This window comes from Actinomadura rugatobispora (genome assembly GCF_042656285.1).
GTDB lineage: Bacteria > Actinomycetota > Actinomycetes > Streptosporangiales > Streptosporangiaceae > Spirillospora > Spirillospora rugatobispora.
This window is the reverse complement of the sequence record NZ_JBHSON010000002.1, coordinates 177,051-197,817: the sequence shown is the minus strand read 5'-3', so window position 1 is coordinate 197,817 and position 20,767 is coordinate 177,051. Positions and strand designations below refer to the sequence as shown.

General features: G+C 72.4%; 17 protein-coding genes. 12 read left to right on the top strand and 5 right to left on the bottom strand.

Translation table 11 applies throughout. The features are described 5' to 3' along the window. Positions 1 to 44: 44 nt before the first annotated feature. The 5 genes from ACFPZN_RS02130 to ACFPZN_RS02110 all read left to right on the top strand — a co-directional run bounded on the left by ACFPZN_RS02130 (position 45) and on the right by ACFPZN_RS02110 (position 4,671). Complete coding sequence (locus ACFPZN_RS02130) at positions 45 to 767, top strand: alpha/beta fold hydrolase (RefSeq protein WP_378279540.1); 723 nt, start codon at positions 45 to 47, stop codon at positions 765 to 767. Between the two features lie 187 nt (positions 768 to 954). Continuing rightward, the gene (locus ACFPZN_RS02125) at positions 955 to 1,794 is read left to right on the top strand and encodes a TauD/TfdA dioxygenase family protein (protein WP_378279539.1); all 840 of its coding nucleotides are present in this window, start codon (positions 955 to 957) and stop codon (positions 1,792 to 1,794) included. A 138-nt stretch (positions 1,795 to 1,932) separates the two neighbouring features. Then, complete coding sequence (locus ACFPZN_RS02120; RefSeq protein WP_378279537.1) at positions 1,933 to 2,883, top strand: MetQ/NlpA family ABC transporter substrate-binding protein; 951 nt, start codon at positions 1,933 to 1,935, stop codon at positions 2,881 to 2,883. A gap of 11 nt (positions 2,884 to 2,894) precedes the next feature. Beyond that, the gene (locus ACFPZN_RS02115; RefSeq protein WP_378279535.1) at positions 2,895 to 4,010 is read left to right on the top strand and encodes a methionine ABC transporter ATP-binding protein; all 1,116 of its coding nucleotides are present in this window, start codon (positions 2,895 to 2,897) and stop codon (positions 4,008 to 4,010) included. Position 4,011: 1 nt separating this feature from the next. Continuing rightward, positions 4,012 to 4,671, top strand: coding sequence for a methionine ABC transporter permease (locus ACFPZN_RS02110; RefSeq protein ID WP_378279533.1), 660 nt, complete (start codon positions 4,012 to 4,014; stop codon positions 4,669 to 4,671). 25 nt (positions 4,672 to 4,696) lie between these two features. Here the strand turns inward: ACFPZN_RS02110 and ACFPZN_RS02105 are convergent, their stop codons facing one another. The 3 genes from ACFPZN_RS02105 to ACFPZN_RS02095 form a co-directional block, all read right to left on the bottom strand. After that, positions 4,697 to 7,183: an excinuclease ABC subunit UvrA gene (locus ACFPZN_RS02105; RefSeq protein ID WP_378279531.1), complete on the bottom strand. Its 2,487-nt coding sequence runs from the start codon at positions 7,181 to 7,183 to the stop codon at positions 4,697 to 4,699. A gap of 26 nt (positions 7,184 to 7,209) precedes the next feature. Beyond that, complete coding sequence (locus tag ACFPZN_RS02100) at positions 7,210 to 7,749, bottom strand: pyridoxamine 5'-phosphate oxidase family protein (protein WP_378279529.1); 540 nt, start codon at positions 7,747 to 7,749, stop codon at positions 7,210 to 7,212. Between the two features lie 112 nt (positions 7,750 to 7,861). After that, positions 7,862 to 8,908: an NAD(P)H-dependent amine dehydrogenase family protein gene (locus tag ACFPZN_RS02095; protein ID WP_378279527.1), complete on the bottom strand. Its 1,047-nt coding sequence runs from the start codon at positions 8,906 to 8,908 to the stop codon at positions 7,862 to 7,864. A gap of 301 nt (positions 8,909 to 9,209) precedes the next feature. Between ACFPZN_RS02095 and ACFPZN_RS02090 the strand changes: the two genes are divergently transcribed. The 5 genes from ACFPZN_RS02090 (at position 9,210) to ACFPZN_RS02070 (ending at position 15,648) form a co-directional block, all read left to right on the top strand. Then, positions 9,210 to 10,226, top strand: coding sequence for an MDR family NADP-dependent oxidoreductase (locus ACFPZN_RS02090; RefSeq protein ID WP_378279526.1), 1,017 nt, complete (start codon positions 9,210 to 9,212; stop codon positions 10,224 to 10,226). A 14-nt stretch (positions 10,227 to 10,240) separates the two neighbouring features. Continuing rightward, positions 10,241 to 10,642, top strand: coding sequence for a MerR family transcriptional regulator (locus ACFPZN_RS02085; protein WP_378279524.1), 402 nt, complete (start codon positions 10,241 to 10,243; stop codon positions 10,640 to 10,642). 338 nt (positions 10,643 to 10,980) lie between these two features. After that, positions 10,981 to 13,989, top strand: a complete 3,009-nt coding sequence (locus ACFPZN_RS02080; RefSeq protein WP_378279522.1) for a LuxR C-terminal-related transcriptional regulator — start codon at positions 10,981 to 10,983, stop codon at positions 13,987 to 13,989. A 179-nt stretch (positions 13,990 to 14,168) separates the two neighbouring features. After that, the gene (locus ACFPZN_RS02075) at positions 14,169 to 14,639 is read left to right on the top strand and encodes a hypothetical protein (protein WP_378279520.1); all 471 of its coding nucleotides are present in this window, start codon (positions 14,169 to 14,171) and stop codon (positions 14,637 to 14,639) included. A 211-nt stretch (positions 14,640 to 14,850) separates the two neighbouring features. Next, positions 14,851 to 15,648: a ferredoxin reductase domain-containing protein gene (locus ACFPZN_RS02070; protein WP_378279518.1), complete on the top strand. Its 798-nt coding sequence runs from the start codon at positions 14,851 to 14,853 to the stop codon at positions 15,646 to 15,648. A gap of 34 nt (positions 15,649 to 15,682) precedes the next feature. Here ACFPZN_RS02070 and ACFPZN_RS02065 read toward each other — a convergent pair whose 3' ends face one another. Beyond that, positions 15,683 to 17,557, bottom strand: coding sequence for a hypothetical protein (locus ACFPZN_RS02065; RefSeq protein WP_378279516.1), 1,875 nt, complete (start codon positions 17,555 to 17,557; stop codon positions 15,683 to 15,685). Positions 17,558 to 18,217: 660 nt separating this feature from the next. Here ACFPZN_RS02065 and ACFPZN_RS02060 point away from each other — a divergent pair. Together ACFPZN_RS02060 and ACFPZN_RS02055 are read left to right on the top strand one after the other, a co-directional pair. Then, positions 18,218 to 19,411: a cytochrome P450 gene (locus ACFPZN_RS02060; protein WP_378279514.1), complete on the top strand. Its 1,194-nt coding sequence runs from the start codon at positions 18,218 to 18,220 to the stop codon at positions 19,409 to 19,411. A 29-nt stretch (positions 19,412 to 19,440) separates the two neighbouring features. Continuing rightward, on the top strand, positions 19,441 to 19,908 hold the full coding sequence (locus ACFPZN_RS02055) for a VOC family protein (RefSeq protein WP_378279512.1): 468 nt from the start codon (positions 19,441 to 19,443) through the stop codon (positions 19,906 to 19,908). 40 nt (positions 19,909 to 19,948) lie between these two features. On the opposite strand, the gene ACFPZN_RS02050 is transcribed toward ACFPZN_RS02055, so the two are convergent. Continuing rightward, positions 19,949 to 20,758: an SDR family NAD(P)-dependent oxidoreductase gene (locus tag ACFPZN_RS02050; RefSeq protein WP_378279510.1), complete on the bottom strand. Its 810-nt coding sequence runs from the start codon at positions 20,756 to 20,758 to the stop codon at positions 19,949 to 19,951. Positions 20,759 to 20,767: the final 9 nt, after the last annotated feature.

Below are 20,767 nucleotides of genomic sequence, written 5' to 3'. Positions count from 1 at the left end.
GTACGCCGCGACGGCACCGGATGGCATATTCAGATGCTGTGACAGTGACAGAACGTTGGACCGCTCGCAGTGGACCGCGCATCCGCTACCTGGACAACGCGCCGGCCGCCCCCTCCGGACTGCCGGTGCTGTTCTCGCCCGGCCTGTCGGACCTCGCGGACGAGTACACCGAGATGCTCGAGTTCTTCGCCCCCCGGCGGCTCCTGGTCGTCGAGGTCCGCGGCCGCGGCCGCAGCGAGGCTCCGCCGTCGGGTTACGCGGCACGGGACCACGCCGCGGATCTGAGCGCGGTGCTGGACGAGGAAGGCATCGAGCGGTTCCACCTGGTCACCTTCTCGCGGGGCACCACCTGGGGGCTCGACCTGGCGCTGTCCCGCCCGGAGCGCGTGGCCTCCCTCGCGATCGCCGACTATCGCGCGATGGAGGTCGGCCTGCCCCCGTCGTTCGCGGAGTCGCAGTGGGGGATGAGGTTCCGCGGCCGGCCGATCAGCGAACGCCTGCCGCGTCACGTCCTCGAACGGCTCACCGCGGAATCGGAGTCCAGGGACCTGTGGGACCGCCTCGGCTCGCTGCCCTGCCCGCTGCTGGTGGCCCAGCCCGGCGGCACGGGCGGAGTTCTCACGGATGAGGACATCGCCCGCTATCGCGGCGTCCGGCCGGACGTCGAGGTCGTGGTCGTGCCCGACGCTCCCCACGACGTGTTCCGGCCGGACCGCCTCTTCTTCCCGGAGGCGGTCGCGGCGTTCGCCAAGCGGGCGGAGGGCTGACACCGGCCCCTCCCCGGCCATCGCCCGCCACCGGGGGCGGCGCCGGCCAGATATCCTATTTTTCCGGTAGGTATTGCATAGTTCATGTCGGGACTCGTACGCTGATCACGTGTGAACGGTTCCGGTTCCGCCGGCGGCTCGGCCCACCGCCTCGTTGGTCCTCCCGTGTGATCCCAGGAGTTCAGTCATGACCGTCACCGCCCCCGCTTCTCCCACCGCCTACCGCGTCCGGCGCGCGGGCCCGCTGTTCGGCGCCGAGATCTCCGGTGTCGACCTGACCCGGCCGGTGGACGAGGCGACCGCGGACGCGCTCCGCCGGGACTTCGTCGACCACCGGGTGCTGGTGTTCCGCGACCAGCATCTCGACCCCGACCAGCACGTCGCCGCCGTGCGCGTCTTCGGCGAGCCGTTCGATCACCCGACGGCCCACCGCGCCACCGGCGACGGGGCGAACCGGCTGGTGTACCCGTACGACGTGCGCTCGACCGGCAAGGCGTCGACGTGGCATGTCGGCGGCGTGTGGCGCAACCCGCCGTTCAGCATCGAGTCGCTGACCTATCAGGCGGTTCCCGAACTGGGCGGGCACACCCTGTGGGGCGACCTGCAGGCCGCCTACGACGACCTCTCCGATCCGGTCAAGCGGCTGCTGGAGTCGGTGTCGGCCGTCTACGACGCCGATCCGGTCAACTACGCCCAGGGCAGCGCGAAGGCGGACACGGGCACGACCATCGAGCACCCGGTGGTCTTCACGCACCCGGACACCGGCCGCAAGGGCCTGTTCATCAGCACGGGCACGCTGGGCCTGACCGGCGTCACGGCGGGCGAGGCGAAGGCGCTGCTGCCGTTCCTGCTGGCTCACGCGTCCTCGCCGGACTACACGATCCGGTTCTCCTGGCGGCCGGGTGACTTCGTGCTGTGGGACAACCGCGCCACCTGGCACTACGCGATCGACGACTACGCCGACGGCCCGCGCCGCTATCGCAAGGTCATCGCCACCCGCGAGCATCTCCTGTCCGCGGCGGCATGACGGGTCGCGAGCGGCCTCTGTCGCGGTTGAGGTCGGCACGGCGCCGCTTCTGACGGGCTGTCGTCCACTCCCCCACCGGCCGCTCGCACGCGACGGTTGCCGGGCGGTGCTCCCCTCGCTGACTTCCCGGAGGTTGTTGTGTCCGATTCATCCACGCCCAGCGAACCGGCGGCCGAACCGCGGCTGCCGGAACGCCCTGCCGGGGGCGGGCGACGCCTCACCTGGATCGCCGCGGCCGCGGTCGTCGCCGTCGCCGCGGTCGTCGTCGCGGTCGCCTCCGGCGGTTCCGAGGATGCGAAGACGGTGCGCATCGGCGTCGTCGACGCGTCCGAACCGTACTGGAAGACCTACGCGTCGCTGGCGAAGAAGCGGCTCGACGTCGACGTGACGTACGTGAACTTCAACGACTACAGCCAGCCGAACCCGGCGTTGAAGGAGAAGCAGCTCGATCTGAACCAGTTCCAGCACATCCAGTACCTGGCGAACTACAACGTCACCGCGCGCGACGACCTGCAGCCCATCGGCGCGACGGCGGTCTACCCGCTGCCGCTGTACTCGCTGAAGCACCGCTCGCCGGACGCGCTGCCGGGCGGGGCCAAGGTCGTGATCCCGAACGACGCGATCAACGAGGCGCGCGGGCTGCTGGTGCTGCAGGCCGCCAAGCTGTTGACGCTGAGGGACGGCGGCACCGCGTTCTCCAAGGTCTCCGACATCACCTCCAAGAAGGTCGAGGTGGTGACCCTCGACGCGTCGCAGACCGCGCGGGCGCTGCAGAGCGGTTCGGCGGCCGCGGCGGTCGTCAACAACAACTACGCCACGACCGCGAAGCTGCCGAGGTCGAACGCGATCTTCCAGGACGACCCGGCGAGCCCGAGCGCGGCGCCGTACGTGAACCTGTTCGTCGCCCGCGACGCCGACAAGGACGACCCGACGTACCTGAAGCTGGCCGAGCTGTATCAGGACCCGGAGGTGCGGAAGGGGGTCCAGGCGGCCAACGGGGGCGCCGCGGTGTTCCGGAACCTGCCGCCCGCGAAGTTGCAGGCCGACCTGAAGACCGTCGAGGCGCAGGCCCGGGCGGCGCAGAAGTAGAAGGGAGACGGGTGGCCCGGGACCCCGCGTGGTGCCGGGCCGCCGTTGCGATGATGGCCATCACCGGCAGCGGCTCCGCGCCGCACGGCTCCCAGGCGCACGTGCGTCTCGAGCACGTGACCAAGCGCTTCCCCGGTAACGGCCGGCGGGGTGCGCCGTTGACGGCGCTGGACGACGTGAGCCTCGAGATCGATCGCGGCGAGGTCTTCGGCGTCATCGGGTACTCCGGCGCCGGCAAGAGCACGCTGGTACGGATGATCAACGGCTTGGAGACGCCCACCCGGGGGCGGGTCCACGTCGGGCCGCACGAGCTGACGGCGCTGGCGGAACGGGCCCGGCGCGGTGTGCGGCGCGACATCGGCATGGTCTTCCAGCAGTTCAACCTGTTCCGGTCGCGCACCGTCGCGGGCAACGTCGCCTACCCGCTCAAGGTCGCGGGCGTGGCGCGGCCCGAACGCGACCGCAGGGTGGCGCGGCTGCTGGACTTCGTGGGGCTCCTCGACCGCGCCCACGACCACCCCGAGCAGCTGTCCGGCGGGCAGAAGCAGCGGGTGGGGATCGCGCGGGCGCTGGCGACGGAGCCCTCGCTGCTGCTCGCGGACGAGGCCACGAGCGCGCTCGACCCGACGACGACGGGCGAGGTGCTGGCCCTGCTCCGGCGGGTCAACCGCGAGCTGGGCGTCACGATCGTCATCATCACCCACGAACTGGAGGTGATCCGGAGCATCGCGGACCGGGTGGCGGTGCTGGACGGCGGCAGGCTCGTCGAGTCCGGAAGCGTCTACGAGGTCTTCGCCCACCCGCGCACCGAGGCGGCCGCCCGCTTCGTCGGCACGGCCCTGCGCGACCGCCCGCCGCCCGAGACGCTCGCCCGGCTGCGGCGCACGCACCGGGGCCGCCTGATCACCGTGCGCGTGCGCGACCGGGCCGGCTTCCAGACGGCGCTCGCCGCCACGTTCCTGCGCCACCAGGTCACGGCGGAGATCGTCTTCGGCGGCATCGGCGAGCTGCAGGACCGGCCGGTCGGGAGCCTCACCTTCGAGCTGACCGGGCCGCCGGGCGCCGTGGACGCCGCGCTGGCCGCGCTGCGGGACGACGGCGCCGACCTGGTGGAGGAGGACGACTGAGATGGACGAGTTCATCGACAACCTGCCGGTCTTCTGGGCGGCCATCGGGCAGACCTTCTACATCGTGACCATCTCGGTGGTGGTCGGCGGTGTGCTCGGTCTGGGCATCGGGCTGGTCCTGTACGCGTCCCGTCCGGGCAACCTGATGTCCAACCGGCCCGTGCACCTCGTCGTCAACATCCTCGTCAACGTCGTCCGGCCGGTCCCGTTCGTCATCTTCCTCATCGCGATCCAGCCGCTGATGCTGCACACCATCGGCACCACGATCGGCACCGACGCGGTCACCTTCGCGCTGTCGCTGTCCGCGGCGTTCGCGGTCAGCCGCATCGTCGAGCAGAACCTGCTGACGGTGAGCCCCGGCGTGATCGAGGCGGCGCGCGCGGCCGGGGCCCGCCCGCTGAGCATCATCGTCACGGTGCTCATCCCCGAGGCGCTCGGCCCGATCATCCTCGGCTACACCTTCATCTTCGTCGCCGTCGTCGACATGTCCGCGCAGGCCGGGCTCTTCGGCGGCGGCGGCCTGGGCGACTTCGCGATCACGCACGGATCGCAGCGCTACAACTGGCCGATCGTCTACATCAGCGTCGCCACGATCGTGGTGATCGTCCAAGCGGGCCAGTTCCTCGGCAACTGGCTGGCCCGCCGGGCCCTGCGCCGCTGATCCGCCGTCCCGCGCCGGTCTTCGCTCAGCGGTGCACGCCCTGCCGCACCTCCAGGAGCGGCAGGCCCGCCGCATACCGGCGGAGGAAGCCCGCGGTCGGGGTGTCCGCCGCCGCGACGGCCTCCGGGGCGCCCTGCGCGACCACCGCGCCCCCGTCCGGACCGGCGCCCGGCCCCAGGTCGATCACCCAGTCCGCGGACGCGGCGACCGGAATGTCATGTTCGGCCACGACGACGGTGTTGCCCGAGTCGAGCAGCGCGTCGAGCGCGTCCACGATGCGCTGGACGTCGGACGGGTGCAGGCCCGAGACGGGCTCGTCGAGCACGACGAGCCCGGCCTTGCGGCTCGCGGCACCCCGCTGGATCGCGGACGCCAGTTTCAGCCGCTGCGCCTCGCCGCCGGACAGCTCCGTGGCGCTCTGGCCGAGTTGGAGGTAGCCGAGCCCGACCCGGTTCAGGGCGCCCAGGGTCTCGGCGAGCTGCCGGGGCCCGGCGAACCGCTCCACCGCCTCGGCGACGGTCAGCTCCAGGACCTGGTCGATGCCCAGTCCCCGATACCTGATCTCCAGCGCCTCCGGCTTGTAGCGCCGCCCCTCGCACGCGTCGCAGACCACCCACACGTCCGGCAGGAAGTGCATGTCGACCAGCTTGCGGCCGTACCCGGCGCAGGTCTCGCAGCGGCCGCCGCCCGCCGTGTTGAAGCTGAACCAGGAGGCGTTGACCCCGCGTTCCCGCGCCGTGCCGGTCTCGGCGAACAGCTTGCGGACGATGTCGAACGCCTTGCTGTACGTCGCCGGGTTGGACCGCGGCGTCCGCCCGAGCGGTTCCTGATCGACGACGGCGACCCAGCCGAACGGCTCGAGGCCGGTCACCCGCCGCACCGCGTCGGTCGCCGTCCCGTTCAGGGCGGCCTCCACGCCCGCCCCGAGCGCGCCGAGCAGGCTGCTCTTGCCGCTGCCGCTCACCCCGGTCAGGCAGGTGAGCCGGCCGACGGGGAAGCGCACCAGGTCCGCGGTGACGTTGTGCGCCCGCAGGCCGTGCAGTTCCACCCAGCCGGTGCCGTCCCCGGCCGGGCGGCGGGTCCGGCGCAGCCGCGGCCCGTCGCCGGCCAGATAGCGCCCGGTCAGCGACTCCGGATGGGCGGCCGCGTCGGCGGGCGGCCCCGACACCAGGACCTCGCCGCCGAGGCGGCCCGCGCCGGGCCCCATGTCGATCACCCAGTCGGCCCGCGCGATCAGCTCGGGATCGTGCTCGACGAGCAGCACCGTGTTGCCGGCCTCGCGCAGCTCCAGGGCGATGTCGAGCAGGTGCGCCTTGTCCGCCGGATGCAGCCCCGTCCCGGGCTCGTCCAGGACGAAGATGATGCCGCTCAGCTCGGTGCTGAGCTGCGCGGCGAGCCGGGTCCGCTGCAACTCGCCCCCGGACAGCGTCGCCGCGCTCCGGGACAGCTGCAGATGGGCCAGGCCGAGCCGGTCGAGGATGGCGAGCCTGCGGCCCAGGTCCTGCAGCAGCGGCTCCCCCACCTCGCGCTGCCGGGCGTCCAGGTCGTCGGCCACGCGCCCCGCCCAGGCGCGCACCTCGCGTACCTCCACCTCCAGCAGGCCGGGGTAGGTCAGCCCGCCGAGCCGCACGGACCGGGCCACCCCGTCGTACCCGCTGCCGCCGCAGGTGCCGCAGGGCTCCTTGCGCATGTACGGCAGGTACCGCTGCTTGGCGCCGGCGGTCTGGGCGTTCACGAACACCCGCTCCACCTCGGCGAGCGCGCCCCGCAGCGGCTGGCTCCCGGTGTAGGTCATCCGGGACGTCTCGTTCTTGTTCGGTATGTCGACGGTCGCGGTGATCTTCTCCTCGCCCGTGCCGTACAGCACGCAGTGACGGAACTCCTCCGGCAGCGACCGCCACGGCCGGCCGAGGTCCACGCCCCGCTTCTCGGCGAGCGCCGGCACGAACGCGTGCTCCCCCGACCGCCACTTCGCGTACCAGGGCGAGGCCCCCTCGAACAGCGGAAGCTCCGGACGGGTGATGATCAGATCCTCCTGCGCCTGCCAGCGCCCGCCCACCCCGTGGCAGTCCGCGCAACTCCCCTCCGGTGTATGGCGGTCGAAGTGGGCCGTCGTCAGATGCCCGTCCCCGCTCGCCGCCGGATCCGCGCCGATCCCCGGCAGGCGCGAGTACAGCAGCCCCAGGTGCCCGTCGATACCGGTGATCGTCGCGACCGTGGAGCGGGGATTGCGGTTCAGGCGGCGCTGGTCGACCGCGAGCGTCGCGCCGAGTCCCAGGACGCGGTCGACCTTCGGCCGGTTGCGCTGGGTGATGTACTGCCGCACGAACGGCGAAAGCCCCTCCAGGTAGCGCAGCTGAGCCTCACTGTGCAGGGTGTCGACGGCCAGCGAGGTCTTGCCGCTGCCGCTCACCCCGGTGAAGGCGACCAGCCGCCCCTTGGGGATGCTCACCGACACGTCCTTCAGATTGTTGGTGCGCGCCCCCACCACGTCGATGGTCTCGAGCCCCATACTCGCGACGTCCCGTACGAACGCGGTCAACCTGCGTCCACCCCTCCGGACCGGGCCTCCTTGGCGATGTCGGGGGCGTAGACGGTCATCCAGTGCGGCCGCAGCCGGTAGAAGACCACCTCGTCTTCCCAGTCGAAGGCGCCCTCACCGTAGAAGTCCTTGAAGTACGCGAGCAGGTCCGGCCAGTCCGCGGCCGGCTCGCCGTCCCGGGGGTTGAGGATCTCCACCGTCCCGTGCGTGAACACGCCCAGGTCCTCGCCGCGCATGTGCGCGGCGCTGGCGGCGGGCCGTGCGGCCAGATGGCGTGCCTTGGCGGCGTTGCGCGCCGTACCGAAGTGCCACTTCCCGTGGAGGAAGTGCCCGTCCACACCGCTGATCCGCGGCTCGCCCTTCGCCGTCACGGTGGACAGCGCGAGCGTGCGCATACCGGTGAGGGCCCCGGTGACCTGCTCGGCGGTCAGCGTGCGCTCGGTGCTGATGATCGAGCGCAGATGCGGGGTGGAGCGGGCCAGGGAGGCGTCGAGCAGAGCCTGGAGCTCCTTGAGGTCTTCTGGTGTCTCAAGCATGGGTGTCCTTGTCCGTCCGTGGTGACACCCATGCTCGCCGCAAAACCTGACACCTTGTGTCGCTCTTCTTCGCCCGTCCCCGCGGACGGCCAGGAACCGGCGGTGGCCCGGGTCAGCGTTGCGCCGCCAGCCATCGTCCGGCCGGCGCGCAGGGGAGCCCGACGTCGGCCAGGTGCAGGATGCCGGGCCTGGCGGCCTTGACGTTGAAGACGGCGTTGACCGCGGGCAGCGCGGTCATGGTGTCCCACTCGTGGTTGCCCCAGCTGTCGGGCGGGATGAAGCGCATGCGGGTGTCGACGCCCGGCTCGCCGTCGATGACCACGTGGTACTGGTCGTCGGTGAACTCCCAGCTCTCGTTGAGGTGCTTGGTCAGGTACCAGGCGAACTTCATCTCGATCACCGTGCGGCCGTCGATCCTGCCCTCCCAGCCGACCCGTACCGCGGCGTTGGTGCCCTTCTCGATCCGCATGTAGCCCAGATCGACCGTCTGCGCGGCGGTGGCGTAGTCGAGGGAGAACTCGACGTCGTCCAGCGTGTACTCCAGGGCCAGCGCCATGCGCTGCACGGCTTCGTAGGCGGGCTTCATCCACAGCCGCGCCGTCTCGACGACCTTCGGCGTGGTCCCGGTCAGGGAGATGCCCATGGCCAGCCAGGTCTCGGCCGACTCGTAGACGGAGCAGTCGGCGGCCTCCAGGATGGAGATCTTCCGCACGTCCCGGCACACCCCGGTCATGGCCACGACCATCGTGTTGATCCAGCCGGGGCTGACGCCGGTGATGTAGAGCGAACTGCTCCCCCGGGCGCAGGCGGCCTCCAGTCGTTCCCTGGTCTCCCCCTCGATCCCGCCCACGTCGAAGAACAGATTGGTGCTGACCACGTCCGTCCCGGACTCCAGCAGCCGGAGGACGTGATCGAGATCGGCCATGAACGGGGTGTAGACCACGGTGTCGGCGCCCAGGGCGACCAGCGCGTCCACGTCGTCGGTGGCCGTGACGCCGCACGGCGGCCGGCCGCACAGTGTCCCGGCGTCGACGCCGGCCTTGTCCGGCGACCAGGCGTACACGCCCACCAGGTCCAGCCGGGGATCGTCGAGTACCGCCCGCAGGGACAGCTTGCCCACCTTGCCGGTGGTCCACTGGATGACACGAAGCCGCTCCATCCGCGTTCCCTCCTGCCCGCCCGGAGCACCGCACGACCAGCGGTGCTACACGACTGTTCAACACCGGCATTGTTCGTGACGCCGGGAGCATGCGTCAATACGCGAGGGCGGAACCGTTCGCTTCACGTCCAGGGAAACGCAGGTCGCGGCCGCCGCCGACCTCGCCTTCCTCTTCCTCCAGCCCTTCCAGCAGGCGAACAATGCCTCGCCAGAACCCTCGCCAAGGTCGCGGTCGGCGGGCTTGCCCCTGACGCGCGCGTCAGGGGTTAACGTCGCCTCCCACGATCTTGAGGAGCGACCCATGCCGACCCAGCCCCGTACCAGTCGCGAGGTACGGCTCGCCGCGCTGCCCGAGGGCCTGCCCCGCCCCGAACACTTCACCGTCGCCCGCATTCCGGCCCCCGCGCCCGGGCCCGGCCAGGCGTTGGTGCGCAACCGGTTCTTCCAGGTGTTTCCCGCATTGCGCACGCTCATCGGGGGAGGCGTGCCCGGCGCGCCGATGCCGCCGCTGCGCCCCGGCGACCCCCTCTTCGGAGCCGCGATCGGCGAAGTGCTCTCGGCCCCCGACGGCAGCGGCCTTCGCCCCGGTGACCTGGTCCACCACTGGCAGGGCTGGCGGGAGTACGCGGCCGTGGACGCCACAGCGTGCGCTCCGGTGGGCGACTCGCTCCCCGACCCCGTCGCGCGCCTCGGCCAGGGGCACACCGCCTACAGCGCACTGGCCCACGCCGCTCGGACGCGGCCCGGCGACACCGTCTTCGTCACCGGCGCCGCCGGCGCGGTCGGCTCCCTCACCGGGCAGATCGCGCGGCTGCTGGGCGCCGCCCGGGTGATCGGCAGCACCGGCAGCACCGCCAAGGCCGACCGCCTGACCGCCGAACTCGGCTACGACGCCGCCGTGATCCGCGGCACCGACCCGATCGCCGCCCAGCTGGCCGAGGCCGCCCCCGACGGCATCGACGTCCTGGTCGACAACGTCGGCGGCGACCAGCTCCAGGCCGCGGTCACCGCCGCCCGGACCGGAGCCCGGTTCGCGCTGGTCGGCACCCTGGCCCGCCAGCTCTCTCCCGACGAGACCGGCACCACCGCCCCCGTCGAGCTGGACACCTTCCAGCTCATCGTCAAGCAGATCACCCTCCGCGGCGTCACCGGCGCCTCCGGAACCGACCAGGAGTGGATCGAACGGTTCGGCGGCTGGCTGCGCAGTGGCAGCGTCACCTTTCCCCACGTCCGCGTCCCGGGCATCGACCGCGCGCCTCAGGCGTTGCACGAACTGATCAGCGGGCGGCACCTGGGAGCCGTCGTCGTCGAGGTGTAGAGGAGAACAAGGCCATGCGGATCGGCGACGCCGCGGCGGCCGCGGGCACCACACCGCGCGCGCTGCGCTTCTACGAACAACGCGGTCTGCTGCCCCCGCCGCCCCGCACCGCCAGTGGCCAGCGGCTCTACGGACCCCGCGAGATCGCCCGCATACGGATCATCCGCAGGCTGCTGGGGCTCGGCCTGACCGTCGAGGACATACGCCGCTGCGCCCACCGCCTCGACCTTCTCGACGGTGACGACCTCCCGCCCTACGGCAGCGCCGGATGCGACCGGGGCAGCGGCACCGTCCAGCACCGCATCGCCGCCCTCGACACCGAGATCGCTCGGCTCACCCGGCTGCGCGACAGCCTCGCGGCCGCGATCACCCCCGCATCGGCGGCGCCCCAGGAGGCGCGTCAACCGGCGGAATGAACCCGGTGGCGCCAAACCGTGAAATGCCGAAACGCCCTGCCCAGGATCGACCGGGACAGGACCATTAACCTACGATGACACAGCCGAAAACCGACCGGTCCGGCCGGGAAACCAGAGACTTTTAGCACGCCGCCGCACCTGGGCCCTTGACGCTTTTCCTGCGAACTCCTCACCTCCGGTGCCGGGCCGGAAGAGCCGGTGACAAGGTGCTCGGCACGCGGACGCGCGGTACGGGGAATTCGACAGGGGGTTGTTGCGGTGGTGATAACCGGCCGCAGCGTCTTTTTCTGCATCGCGTTAAACATTTCCGACTCTTGATCACAATAATGCGTCCGAACGTGCGCGACGACGCGGCCGAGTGGCAGGAGGTCCCGCCGATGACGCCAGAGGACCCCGCACTGGTGGAACGCGACGGTGACCTGGCCGCGGTGGTGGCGGCGCTCGCCCGGCCGCCCGCCTTCGTGGTGGTGGAGGGCGAGCCGGGCGCCGGGAAGACGCGACTGGTCCGCGAGGCGCTGGCCGACCCGTCCGCGGCGCGCGGGCAGCGGCTGTTCGGACGGGCGTGGCCCGCCCCGGAGCAGTGCACGCTGGCGCCGGTGTTCGAGGCGCTCGCGTCGGCGCGGCCGCCTCACGCGGGGAGGCTCGGTCCGCTCACCGGCGTACTGCGTCCCGTCCTGCCGCACCTCGCCGGAGTCCTGCCGCCAGAGCCCCCGCCGTTGGGCGACCCTCCGCTGGACGATCCGCGGCTGGCCCGCCACCGGCTCGTCCGGGCCGCCGCCGACCTGCTCGCCGGGCTCGGGCCGGCGCTGCTGGTGGTCGACGACGCGCACTGGGCCGACGAGGGAACGATCGAGTTGCTCCGGCTGATCGGCACGCGGCCGCCGGCGGAGCTGTCGGTCGTGATCACCTGCCGGTCTCCGGCGGGCCCGTCCGCCGGGGCTCCGGCGGTGCCGTCGGCCGTGCGCGTGCGCCTCGCGCCGCTGACGAGGTCCGGTGCGGCGCGGCTGGTGCGGGCGGTCCTGGACGACCCCCGCCCGGTCCTGCCGCGCCGTCTCGCCGACCGGCTGTACGAGCGCCACGGCGGCGTGCCGTTCGCGGTGCGCGAGGACGTGGCGCTGCTCCGGCGGCGCGGGCTCCTTCGTCCGGTGAACGGCGAATGGACGCTCGCCCCGGTGGCAGGAGCGGAGGCAGGAGCGGAGGCAGGAGCGGATGCGGGCGTCGGCTCCGCGGCGTCGGCGCCGGTCCCGCCGGCGGTCGCCGCCGAGATCCTCTCCCGCGTCGCGGGCCTCGGCACGGCCGAGAGGGCGGCGCTGGAGGCGGCAGCGGTCCTCGGCACGGCGGACGAGCCAGGGCTGGTGGCGCGCGTCGCCGGGATGGACGCCGAACAAGCCTGCGCGGCCCTCGGCGAGGTGACCGGCCGCGGGCTGCTCCGCGACCACGGCCCAGGTCGCGGCTCCGTGAGGTTCCGCCATGAGCTGGCCCGGCTCGCGATCTACCAGGCGATTCCGGGGTGCGGACGGCGCAGGCTGCACGAGGTCGCGGCGCGCGAGTTGCTGCGCACCGGGCAGGGCGCCCTGGCCGTGCGGGCGGCGGCGCATCACCAGGAATCCGGGGACGTCCAAGGATGGGCCGAGACCGCCGAAACCGCCGCCCGACTCGCCGCCGCGGACGGCCTGTACGAGGACGCTCACGCCTGCCTTCGGGACGTCCTCCAAGCGGACGCGGTCGGCGAGGACGCCCGTCCCGCGCTGGCGGCCAAGCTGGGCTGGGCGGCCTCTGGGGGCGTCGACCGGACCGGGACGACCTCCGCACTGCTCGCCGCCACGCTGGAGCACGACATCGCCCCGCCGGAACTGCGGGCCGAGTTGCTCCTGCTCAGGGCGTGGGCGTCGGCGCGGTCCACGGTGCCGCGGCGGGAGAGGGCCGCCGCGCTCGCCGGGCTGCGCGCGGCGATCGGCGATCTGGCCGGACGGCCGGACCTGCGCGCCATCGCCCTGGCCGTCCTCGCGCTGCCGGACGGACTGCCCGGCCGCGACCTCCGCGCGCAGGTCGCGCGGCTGTGCCAGGCGCACGCGGCCCTCGCCGGAACGGACGACCCGATGGCGCGCGTGGTCGTCCAGGTCACGACCGCGCGCCTGCTCCTGGCCCTCGGCAGCCCGGCGGCACGGCACGCGGCCGACGCACTGCCCGCGCACGGTGACCGTCCCGAGGTGAACCGCCAGCTCGTCCAAGGTCTGCTCGATCTCGCCGAGGAGGCCGCGCAGTTGGGCCACCGCGCCTACGCCCTGAAGCTGGTGGAGCGGGCGCGGCGCGCGGCCGCCGGGGTGCGGTCGCACACCTACGACCGGCGGCTCCGCGTGGTCGAGCTGGGGATCCGCTGGACGACCGGCGACCTCGGCGCCGAGGACCGGGCCGTGTCGCCCTCCGGCGACGATCCGCTCGTCCAGGACCCGGCGGGCGCTTCACCGCACGCGCGGGTGCTGGCGGGGCGGATCAGCGCGGGCCAGGGACGGCTCGACGTGGCCCGCCGCACCCTTCACGCCGTCGCCCAAGGGCCGTACAGGACGGGTGAGGAGCTCGCCGCCGCCGTGCACGCCGTGGCCGAGTACGACCGGGTGGCGTCGACCGATGCGCACCGGGCCCTCGGCCTCGCATTGACCCGCCGGGTGGTGGACGAGCTGGCGCGCCGGCACCTGTGGTGGTGGGCGGCGCCGCTGCTGCCGTTCGCACCGCTCGAGGTCGTCCGCGCCGTCCTGCCCCGGTATCGCGGCGCCCTCACCGGCCTGGACGTGCCACTGGCCCGCGCGGCGCTCGACTTCGCCGAGGCGCGGGTGCACGAGCGGTACGGCGACCCGGACCGGGCCGCGGCCGGTTACCGCCGTGCCCGCCGCGCGTACGCCGCGCTGCCGGACCCGCGGCTGGCCGCGCACGCCGCCGCGGCCGAGGTGGGCGCCAAGCTCGCCGCCCGCCGTCCCGCCGACGCCGGCGTGCTGCGGCAGGCGTGGAGCACGTTCACCGGCCTCGGCGCGCCCTGGGACGCCGACCGGCTCAAGCCCCTCATGCGGGCGGCCGGACTGCCGACGCACAGGCGGCGCGGCCGCCCCGCCTACGGCAACGAGCTGTCGCCGCGGGAACGCGAGGTCGCGGGGCTGGCGGCGTCGGGTCACACCAACCGGGACATCGCCGCGACCCTGTGCCTGTCCGACCGCACGGTCAAGTTCCACCTCGCCAACGCCATGCGCAAGCTCCAGGTGGGCAACAGGCGGCAGCTCCGCGACGTGCTGGCGCCGCGCGACCACGTCTGCCGGTGCGCCCGCTGCGGCTGGACGCTCCAGAGCGTCGATTAAAACCGTCCCCCGGGGACGGGGCCGTTCGCCGGTGACTCCGGTGACCATGAAAGCGATGCACACCCGGCGCATCGGCACCGGCCTCCACAACCGTTCCCACTCCCCCAGGCCGGTACGCACCCCGCCACGCCGGGCCCGCGGCGGAAGGACCGCCGCACGCGTCGAGGAGGAGAACCCGCATGAGACCCGCCACTGTGCTCGCCGGCCTCGCCGTCGCCGTCGCCGCCACCGGTCTGACGGCGGCCCCCGCCCACGCCGCCGCCCCCGGACTGGTGGACGGCACCCTCTCCGCGCTCGGCTTCACCTGCACCTTCGCCAACGCCACCACCAGCGACACGCCTCCCAACACCCTGACCATCGACCACACCACGCTCTCCCCGCAGTGCGGCGGTGGCGTCAGCATGTCCCTCGCGAGCTCCCCGACGTTCACCTTCGACGACATCCCCGGCACCGCCTCGACCCCGCAGCTCGACATCAACGCCGGCGGACTCGGCATCACCTGCAGCTACCGCGTGACCAACGTGACGGTCACCCGCAGCGGGACGACCCGCTCCTACACCGGCGGCCCGTTCACCGCCACCAGGGTCTCCGGCGGATTCCTGTGCCCGTCCACCACGAACGTGGAGACGGCCGCCTTCAGCTTCCACTGACGATCCGGCGCCGATCCCCGGGGCACCTTCCTCTGAGGAACGGCGCGGTGGACGAGGGGCGGGCTCCTGCTCTCAGGGCCCCGCCCCTCGTTCTACCGTGGGGATATGCGCCTGACCGCCTTCACCGACATTTCACTGCGCATCGTGATGCGCCTGGCCGTGGCGGGCCCGGACGAACTGCTCACGACACGGGCCGTCGGTCTACTGGCTGATGGCCGGCCGGCTGATCGCCATGGAGGCCCGTCTCTACGCGGCCGCCGGAGCGCACGACGGCCGCACCTGGCGGCGGTGGCGGATCGCCGAGCGGCGCGAGGAGACCCGCGACGTCGTGTCGCTGGTGCTGCGCCCGCTCGACGACGGCCCGCTCCCGCCCGCGCTGCCCGGCCAGTACGTCAGCGTCCGGGTGCGGATGCCCGACGGGGTGCACCAGCTCCGGCAGTACACGCTGACCGGTCATGGCGCGGACGGAACACGGCGGATCACCGTCAAGCGGGTGCGCGGCGCCCACGATGGCGAGGTCTCGAACCTGCTGCACGCCACCGCCGCCGTGGGGACCGAGCTGACGCTGTCGGCCCCCTTCGGCGACGTGACCCTGGCCGACCTCGACACCCCGCTCGTGCTCGCCTCGGCGGGCATCGGCTGCACACCGATCGTGGCGATGCTCCAGCACCTGGCCTCCAACGGCTCGCCACGCCGCGTCCTGCTCCTGCACGCCGACTCCTCAAGGGACGGCCACGCCCTGCGCCAGGAGATGGAGACGCTGACCGACGCGCTCCCCGGCGCCGAGCGCGTCTTCTGGTACGAGCAGGACGGGCACGAGGACGGACAGGGCCGCACCGGCCGCATGGACCTGGCGGACGTCGCGATCCCCGAAGGCGCGACCGCCTACCTGTGCGGCCCGCTACCGTTCATGCGGCACGCGCGGGCGCAGCTCGTGGCGGGCGGTGTCGCCGCGCGCGACGTCCACTACGAGGTCTTCGGCTCCGACCTGTGGCTCGCCCGCTCCTGACCCCGAACCCACCGCCGTCCCCGTCCCGGAGCGGCTAGTTGGTGCGGGCGCTGACCAGGTGTTCACCGATGTAGCCGATGTAGACGGTCCCGTGCCCGGCGATGTCGTCGAGGAAATGCAGCCTGGGCGCGGGAGGCAAGGTGTCGATCTTTATGTGGGCGCCCATGTAGGCGCGGCCTGAGGGGTCGGTGGCCGGGGCGACGGGGAACGTCCGGGCTTGGCGGTAACGCCCGTTGGTCTCGGAGCAGTCCGATTCGCCCATCGCGGCGATGTGAGCGCTGATGAGAGCGCCGGTGTGCCCGGACCTGAGAAAGGTGTAGAAGCTGGCGAGTTCGGGGCCGGGTTCCTGGCCGGCGTCCAGGCGCCCGCGTTTGAGGGTCGCGTAATGGTGCAGTGAGGCGAGGGCGTCGGAGATCTTGCGGCGCCACGCGTCGGCCTTGGGGTGCTGGTCCAGCGCGCACGCCGGGCGCATGTCGAGGCGGGCGAAGTCGAGCAGCGGGTACTGACGGGCGGCCCGGGCCAGGAGGTCCTCCATGCTGCCGGGGACGGCGCCGTCGTCGACGACGGCGGCATCCGCGGCGGCCTCCGTGGTACGGGCGAGGGAGGCCAGCCGCAGGGCGAGGACACCGCGTTCGCGAACGGCGAGGTCTCGCTCGTCGGTGAGGAGATCGCACTCATCCACGTAGGCGTCGCGTTCGGCGGTGAGCTGCGCGATCTGGTCGAGTTGCGGGCGGGCCGCCTCGACCTGCTCCCTGAGCTCGGCGATCTCGGCGAGCAGGCGCTGGTTCTCCTCGCACAGGCGCTGCTTGCCGGCACTCAGGGCGGCGAGGTCGCGCCTGGCCTGAGCCAGTGCCGCCCTGTCCCTTTCGGCTCGCTCGGCGAGATCGTCCCGCTCGGGGGTCGACGGCTCGGCACGGACCGGGGCGGGGTGGTCGCGCAAAGTCGGCAGTGACGTAGAAGCCAGCGTGCGCGTCGTCCCGAGGTCTGGCTCGACGGCGGAGCAGCGCCGCAGCCGCGGGTGGTCGTCCAGAAGCCGGGCGGCCTCGGCGGCCTGCCCGTCCGGGTCGCGCCCGGTGCATGCTCCCGCGGCGATGGCGAACAGCGGTTCCGTCCATCCGGGCCGCCGCACCACGTTCTTGGCCAGGACCAGGTCCTGCTCGGCTCCGGCGGCGGCTGCGAAAAGCCTGGCTCCCCCCACCGGGACGGGCCGTGCGGGCAGTTGCTGCGCCAGGTACTTGCGTACCCGGCCATCGACCAGCATCACCGTGCACGCCCCGGGCCAGGCGGCGGCGTTCAGTTCCCCGCCGTCGGGGATCCTGCCCGCGTGCATCGCGACCACCAGCACGGCGGTGCTGCGCGCCGGATCGGCCAGCGCACGGGCGATCCGTTGATGCTCGTGTTCGTCGCCCATGGCTATCAACCGCCCGGTCGCCACGAGCGGCGACAGCGTCTGGACCCATTGCGGGGCGTCGGTCACCACGATCGGACCGTCGAACAGCGGCACGCCGCTGAGATCGTGCACGCCGGCCCCTTTCAACCCGAGCATGTTGAGCGGGGAGGTGACGGCGCCGCTCCAGCCGGAGTCGGCGAACGCGCTCAGCCCCCACTCCACCCGCCCCTCGCCCTCCGCGGCGGTCGCCTCGCGGAGCGCCAGCGCGACGATCACCAGGCCCGCGACCGGGTCCTGCCAGGACGCCGTCGTCACCAGCCCCCCTGTCCCGGAACCGGTGGCCTTCCACGGCCTCATGGTGATCTCGTCGTCGTCGGCCTGCCGGGTCAGCTGCGCGGCCAGCGCCCCGACCGGATCGGCGGGGCTACTGTGCAGTTCGCCTTGCATCCACAGGCGCTGGAGCGGCCGCTGGGCCTTGACGTCGGTGTCGGCAGTGGTCGAGCCCGGGGTCACGGTCATGCGGGAGTTCCCTCGCGTGGCTGGGAGTGGGCCGTCCGGGGGACGGAGAAGGTGTCCACGTGCTCCAAGAGATGATGCCGGACCTCACCCTCGGAGTCCCCGCTTCGGAAAATCGCTCCTCAGCATCCGCGGAATGCGCTATAAGCCTTGACACGCCCCTGGGGCCTAGCCATATCGGGCATCCCCCTCGGACGGGGGCATATTGCAACCACGGCCGCGGCCCCGCCCGCGAAAACGGCGCCGGCTCCTAATTCGGACGCACCGCCGCCGAAATGCTCACCCCGCGCCCACGCCCCCACCGCTCATCTCGAGATCGCCATCGGCAGCAGGAAACAATTCATTCCCGGATTCTCGGCAGTTCCCTTTGCGGTCGTTCCGATGACCGACGCGGGGGCGCCACACTTCCTCTTCGTTGTGAGCCCGCTGATCGGCGTGCAGGTCCACGTCGACGGCGCCGGGCCGACGGGGCGAGGCGTCCCGTCGTCCTTGACGCCCTCCGGCGGGAGTGTTAAACAGTCGTTCAGCACACGGTGCCGGCCGTCACGACATCGGCGTCGCCGCGGGCGGACCTCGTGCCCGACCAGCGGGCGGTCTGCGCTTCCTCCAACCGTCGGCGTCGAACGCGCATGGGACATCCACACGATTCCGGGAGGCCAGGTCATGGAGACCGGCGGCGAGATCTACTGGGACCCCTACGACGCGACATACGCACAGGACCCGTATCCCCTCTACCGGCGGCTGCGGGAAGAGCGGCCGCTCTACCGCAACGAGAAGTACGACTTCTACGCGGTCAGCCGCTTCGAGGACTGCGAACGCGGTCTGCCGGACTGGAAGAGGTTCTCCTCCTCCCGCGGGGACATCCTCGAGATCATCCAGTCGGGCTTCGAGATCCCGTCCGGAACCCTCATCTTCGAGGACCCGCCCATCCACGACATCCACCGGCGGCTGCTCTCCCGCGTCTTCACCCCGCGGCGGATCGGCATGCTGGAACCGCGGGTGCGCGACTTCTGCACCGCCGTCCTGGACCCGCTCGTCGGCACCGACCGATTCGACCTCATCGAGGCGGTCGGCGCCCAGATGCCGATGCGCGTGATCGGCATGCTCCTCGGCATCCCCGAGGCCGACCAGCCGGCCATCCGCGACATGGCCGACGACGCCCTGCGCACCGAGGGCGGCGGGAAGATGCGGTTCGAGGGCGCCGCGACCCTCACCAACGAGGCTTTCGGCGAGTACGTCGACTGGCGCCGGGACCACCCGTCCGACGACCTCATGACCGATCTCCTCAATGCCGAGTTCGAGGACGAGCACGGGCGGACCCGCACGCTCACGCGCGACGAGGTCCTGACCTACGTGAACGTCGTCGCCAACGCCGGCAACGAGACGACGGGACGGCTCATCGGCTGGATCGGAGCCGTGCTGGCCCGCCACCCCGACCAGCGCCGCGAACTCGTGAACGACCCCGGCCTGATCCCCAACGCCATCGAGGAGATCCTGCGCTACGAGCCCACCGGGCACTTCATCGCCCGCTACGTCAACCAGGACGCGCGGTTCCACGGCGGCACGGTCCCGGCCGGCAGCGCCCTGCTCTTCATGGTGGGCTCCGCCAACCGCGACCACCGGCGCCACGCCGACCCCGACCGGTTCGACGTCCGCCGCGAGATCGGCCAGCAGCTGACCTTCGGCCTGGGCGGCCACTACTGCCTCGGCGCGGCCCTGGCCCGCCTGGAGGGCAGGATCGCGATGGAGGAGATCCTGAAGCGCTTCCCGGCGTGGGATGTGGACTGGGACAACGCCAAGCTGGGCCAGACCTCGACGGTCCGAGGCTGGGAGACCCTCCCGCTCGTCCTCGGATGACCCCCCGCCACCACTGATCGAGGAGGATCATGTCGTCGTCGGCAAGCGGCTTCTCCGCCGTCTCCCACATTGCTCTGTGCGTGTCCGACCTTGAGCGGGCCGTTCGCTTCTATACCGAGGGGCTGGGGTTCGAGGTCTCCGACGGGTGGAACATCGGAGACGCGCTCGCCCAGCTACTTGAGACACCGCCGCCCGTGAACGTCCGGTCCCAGATGATCGTCAACGGGGCGACGAAGATCGAATTGCTCGGTTGGAGAAATCCGCGGGCCGAAGGCGTCCCGCCCGCGAACCGCCGGCAGATCGGGTTCACCCACCTGTCGGTGCTCGTGGACGACCTGCGCACGGCCGAGACCCGGCTGGTGGAACTCGGCGGAACCGTCATCGAGTCCTCCCGCACGCATCAGCCCGCGGAGGGGAACGGTTCCGTGGACATCCTGTTCGTCGCCGACCCGGACGGCGTGCGCATCGAACTGGTCCACTTCACCTCAGAGTCGTAGCATCCGCGGGCCGGCCGGATCGGCTGGCGGCGCCGCCGGCTCAGGCGGTGTCGCCGCCGTCGGCGAGCAGCGTGCTGCCGGTCATGAAGGCCGACAGGTCGGACGCGCAGAACAGGACGACGCGCGCGATGTCGTCCGGCGCGCCGCTCCGGCCGATCGGGCCGGTCAGCATGAGGTCGGTGGGCGGGGTGTCGTCGGTCATCACGGCGGCGGCCGCCATCATGTTGCCCTCCGTGGGGACGTAGCTCGGTGCCACTCCGAGCACCCGGATCCCCATCGGGGCGAGTTCGAGGGCCAGCTCGCGCGTCAGGCCGCGGACCGCGTGCTTGGACCCGACATAGGCGGCCAGGCCCGGCGCGCTCCCGCGGAAACCGGCGGTCGAGACGATGTTCACGATGACCCCGCCCGTTCCGGCGGCCGCCATGCGCCGTGCCGCCTCGCGCGCACCGACGAAGACGCCGCGCGCGTTCACCGCGAACACCTCGTCCCAGGTCTCCTCGCTCATCTCCAGCAGCGGGACGCTGGGGAAGATCCCGGCGTTGTTCACCCAGATGTCGAGCCCACCGAGATCGGCGACCGCGCGGTCGGCCGCCGCGGCCACGGCCGCCGCGCCGGTGACGTCCATGGCGGCACCGATCGCGCGCACACCGTGACGTTCGGCGAGCTCCCCGGCGGCGGACAGGGCGAGCCCTTCGTCGATGTCACCGATCAGCAGGTCGGCGCCGGCCTCGGCCAGCCGCGACGCGATCGCCTTGCCCAGCCCGCGACCTCCCCCGGTCACGACCGCGCGCCGCCCCTCCAGGGAAACGAGCTCGGCCAGGGACTTGCTCGACACATCGGCGGTGGACATCCACGGTCT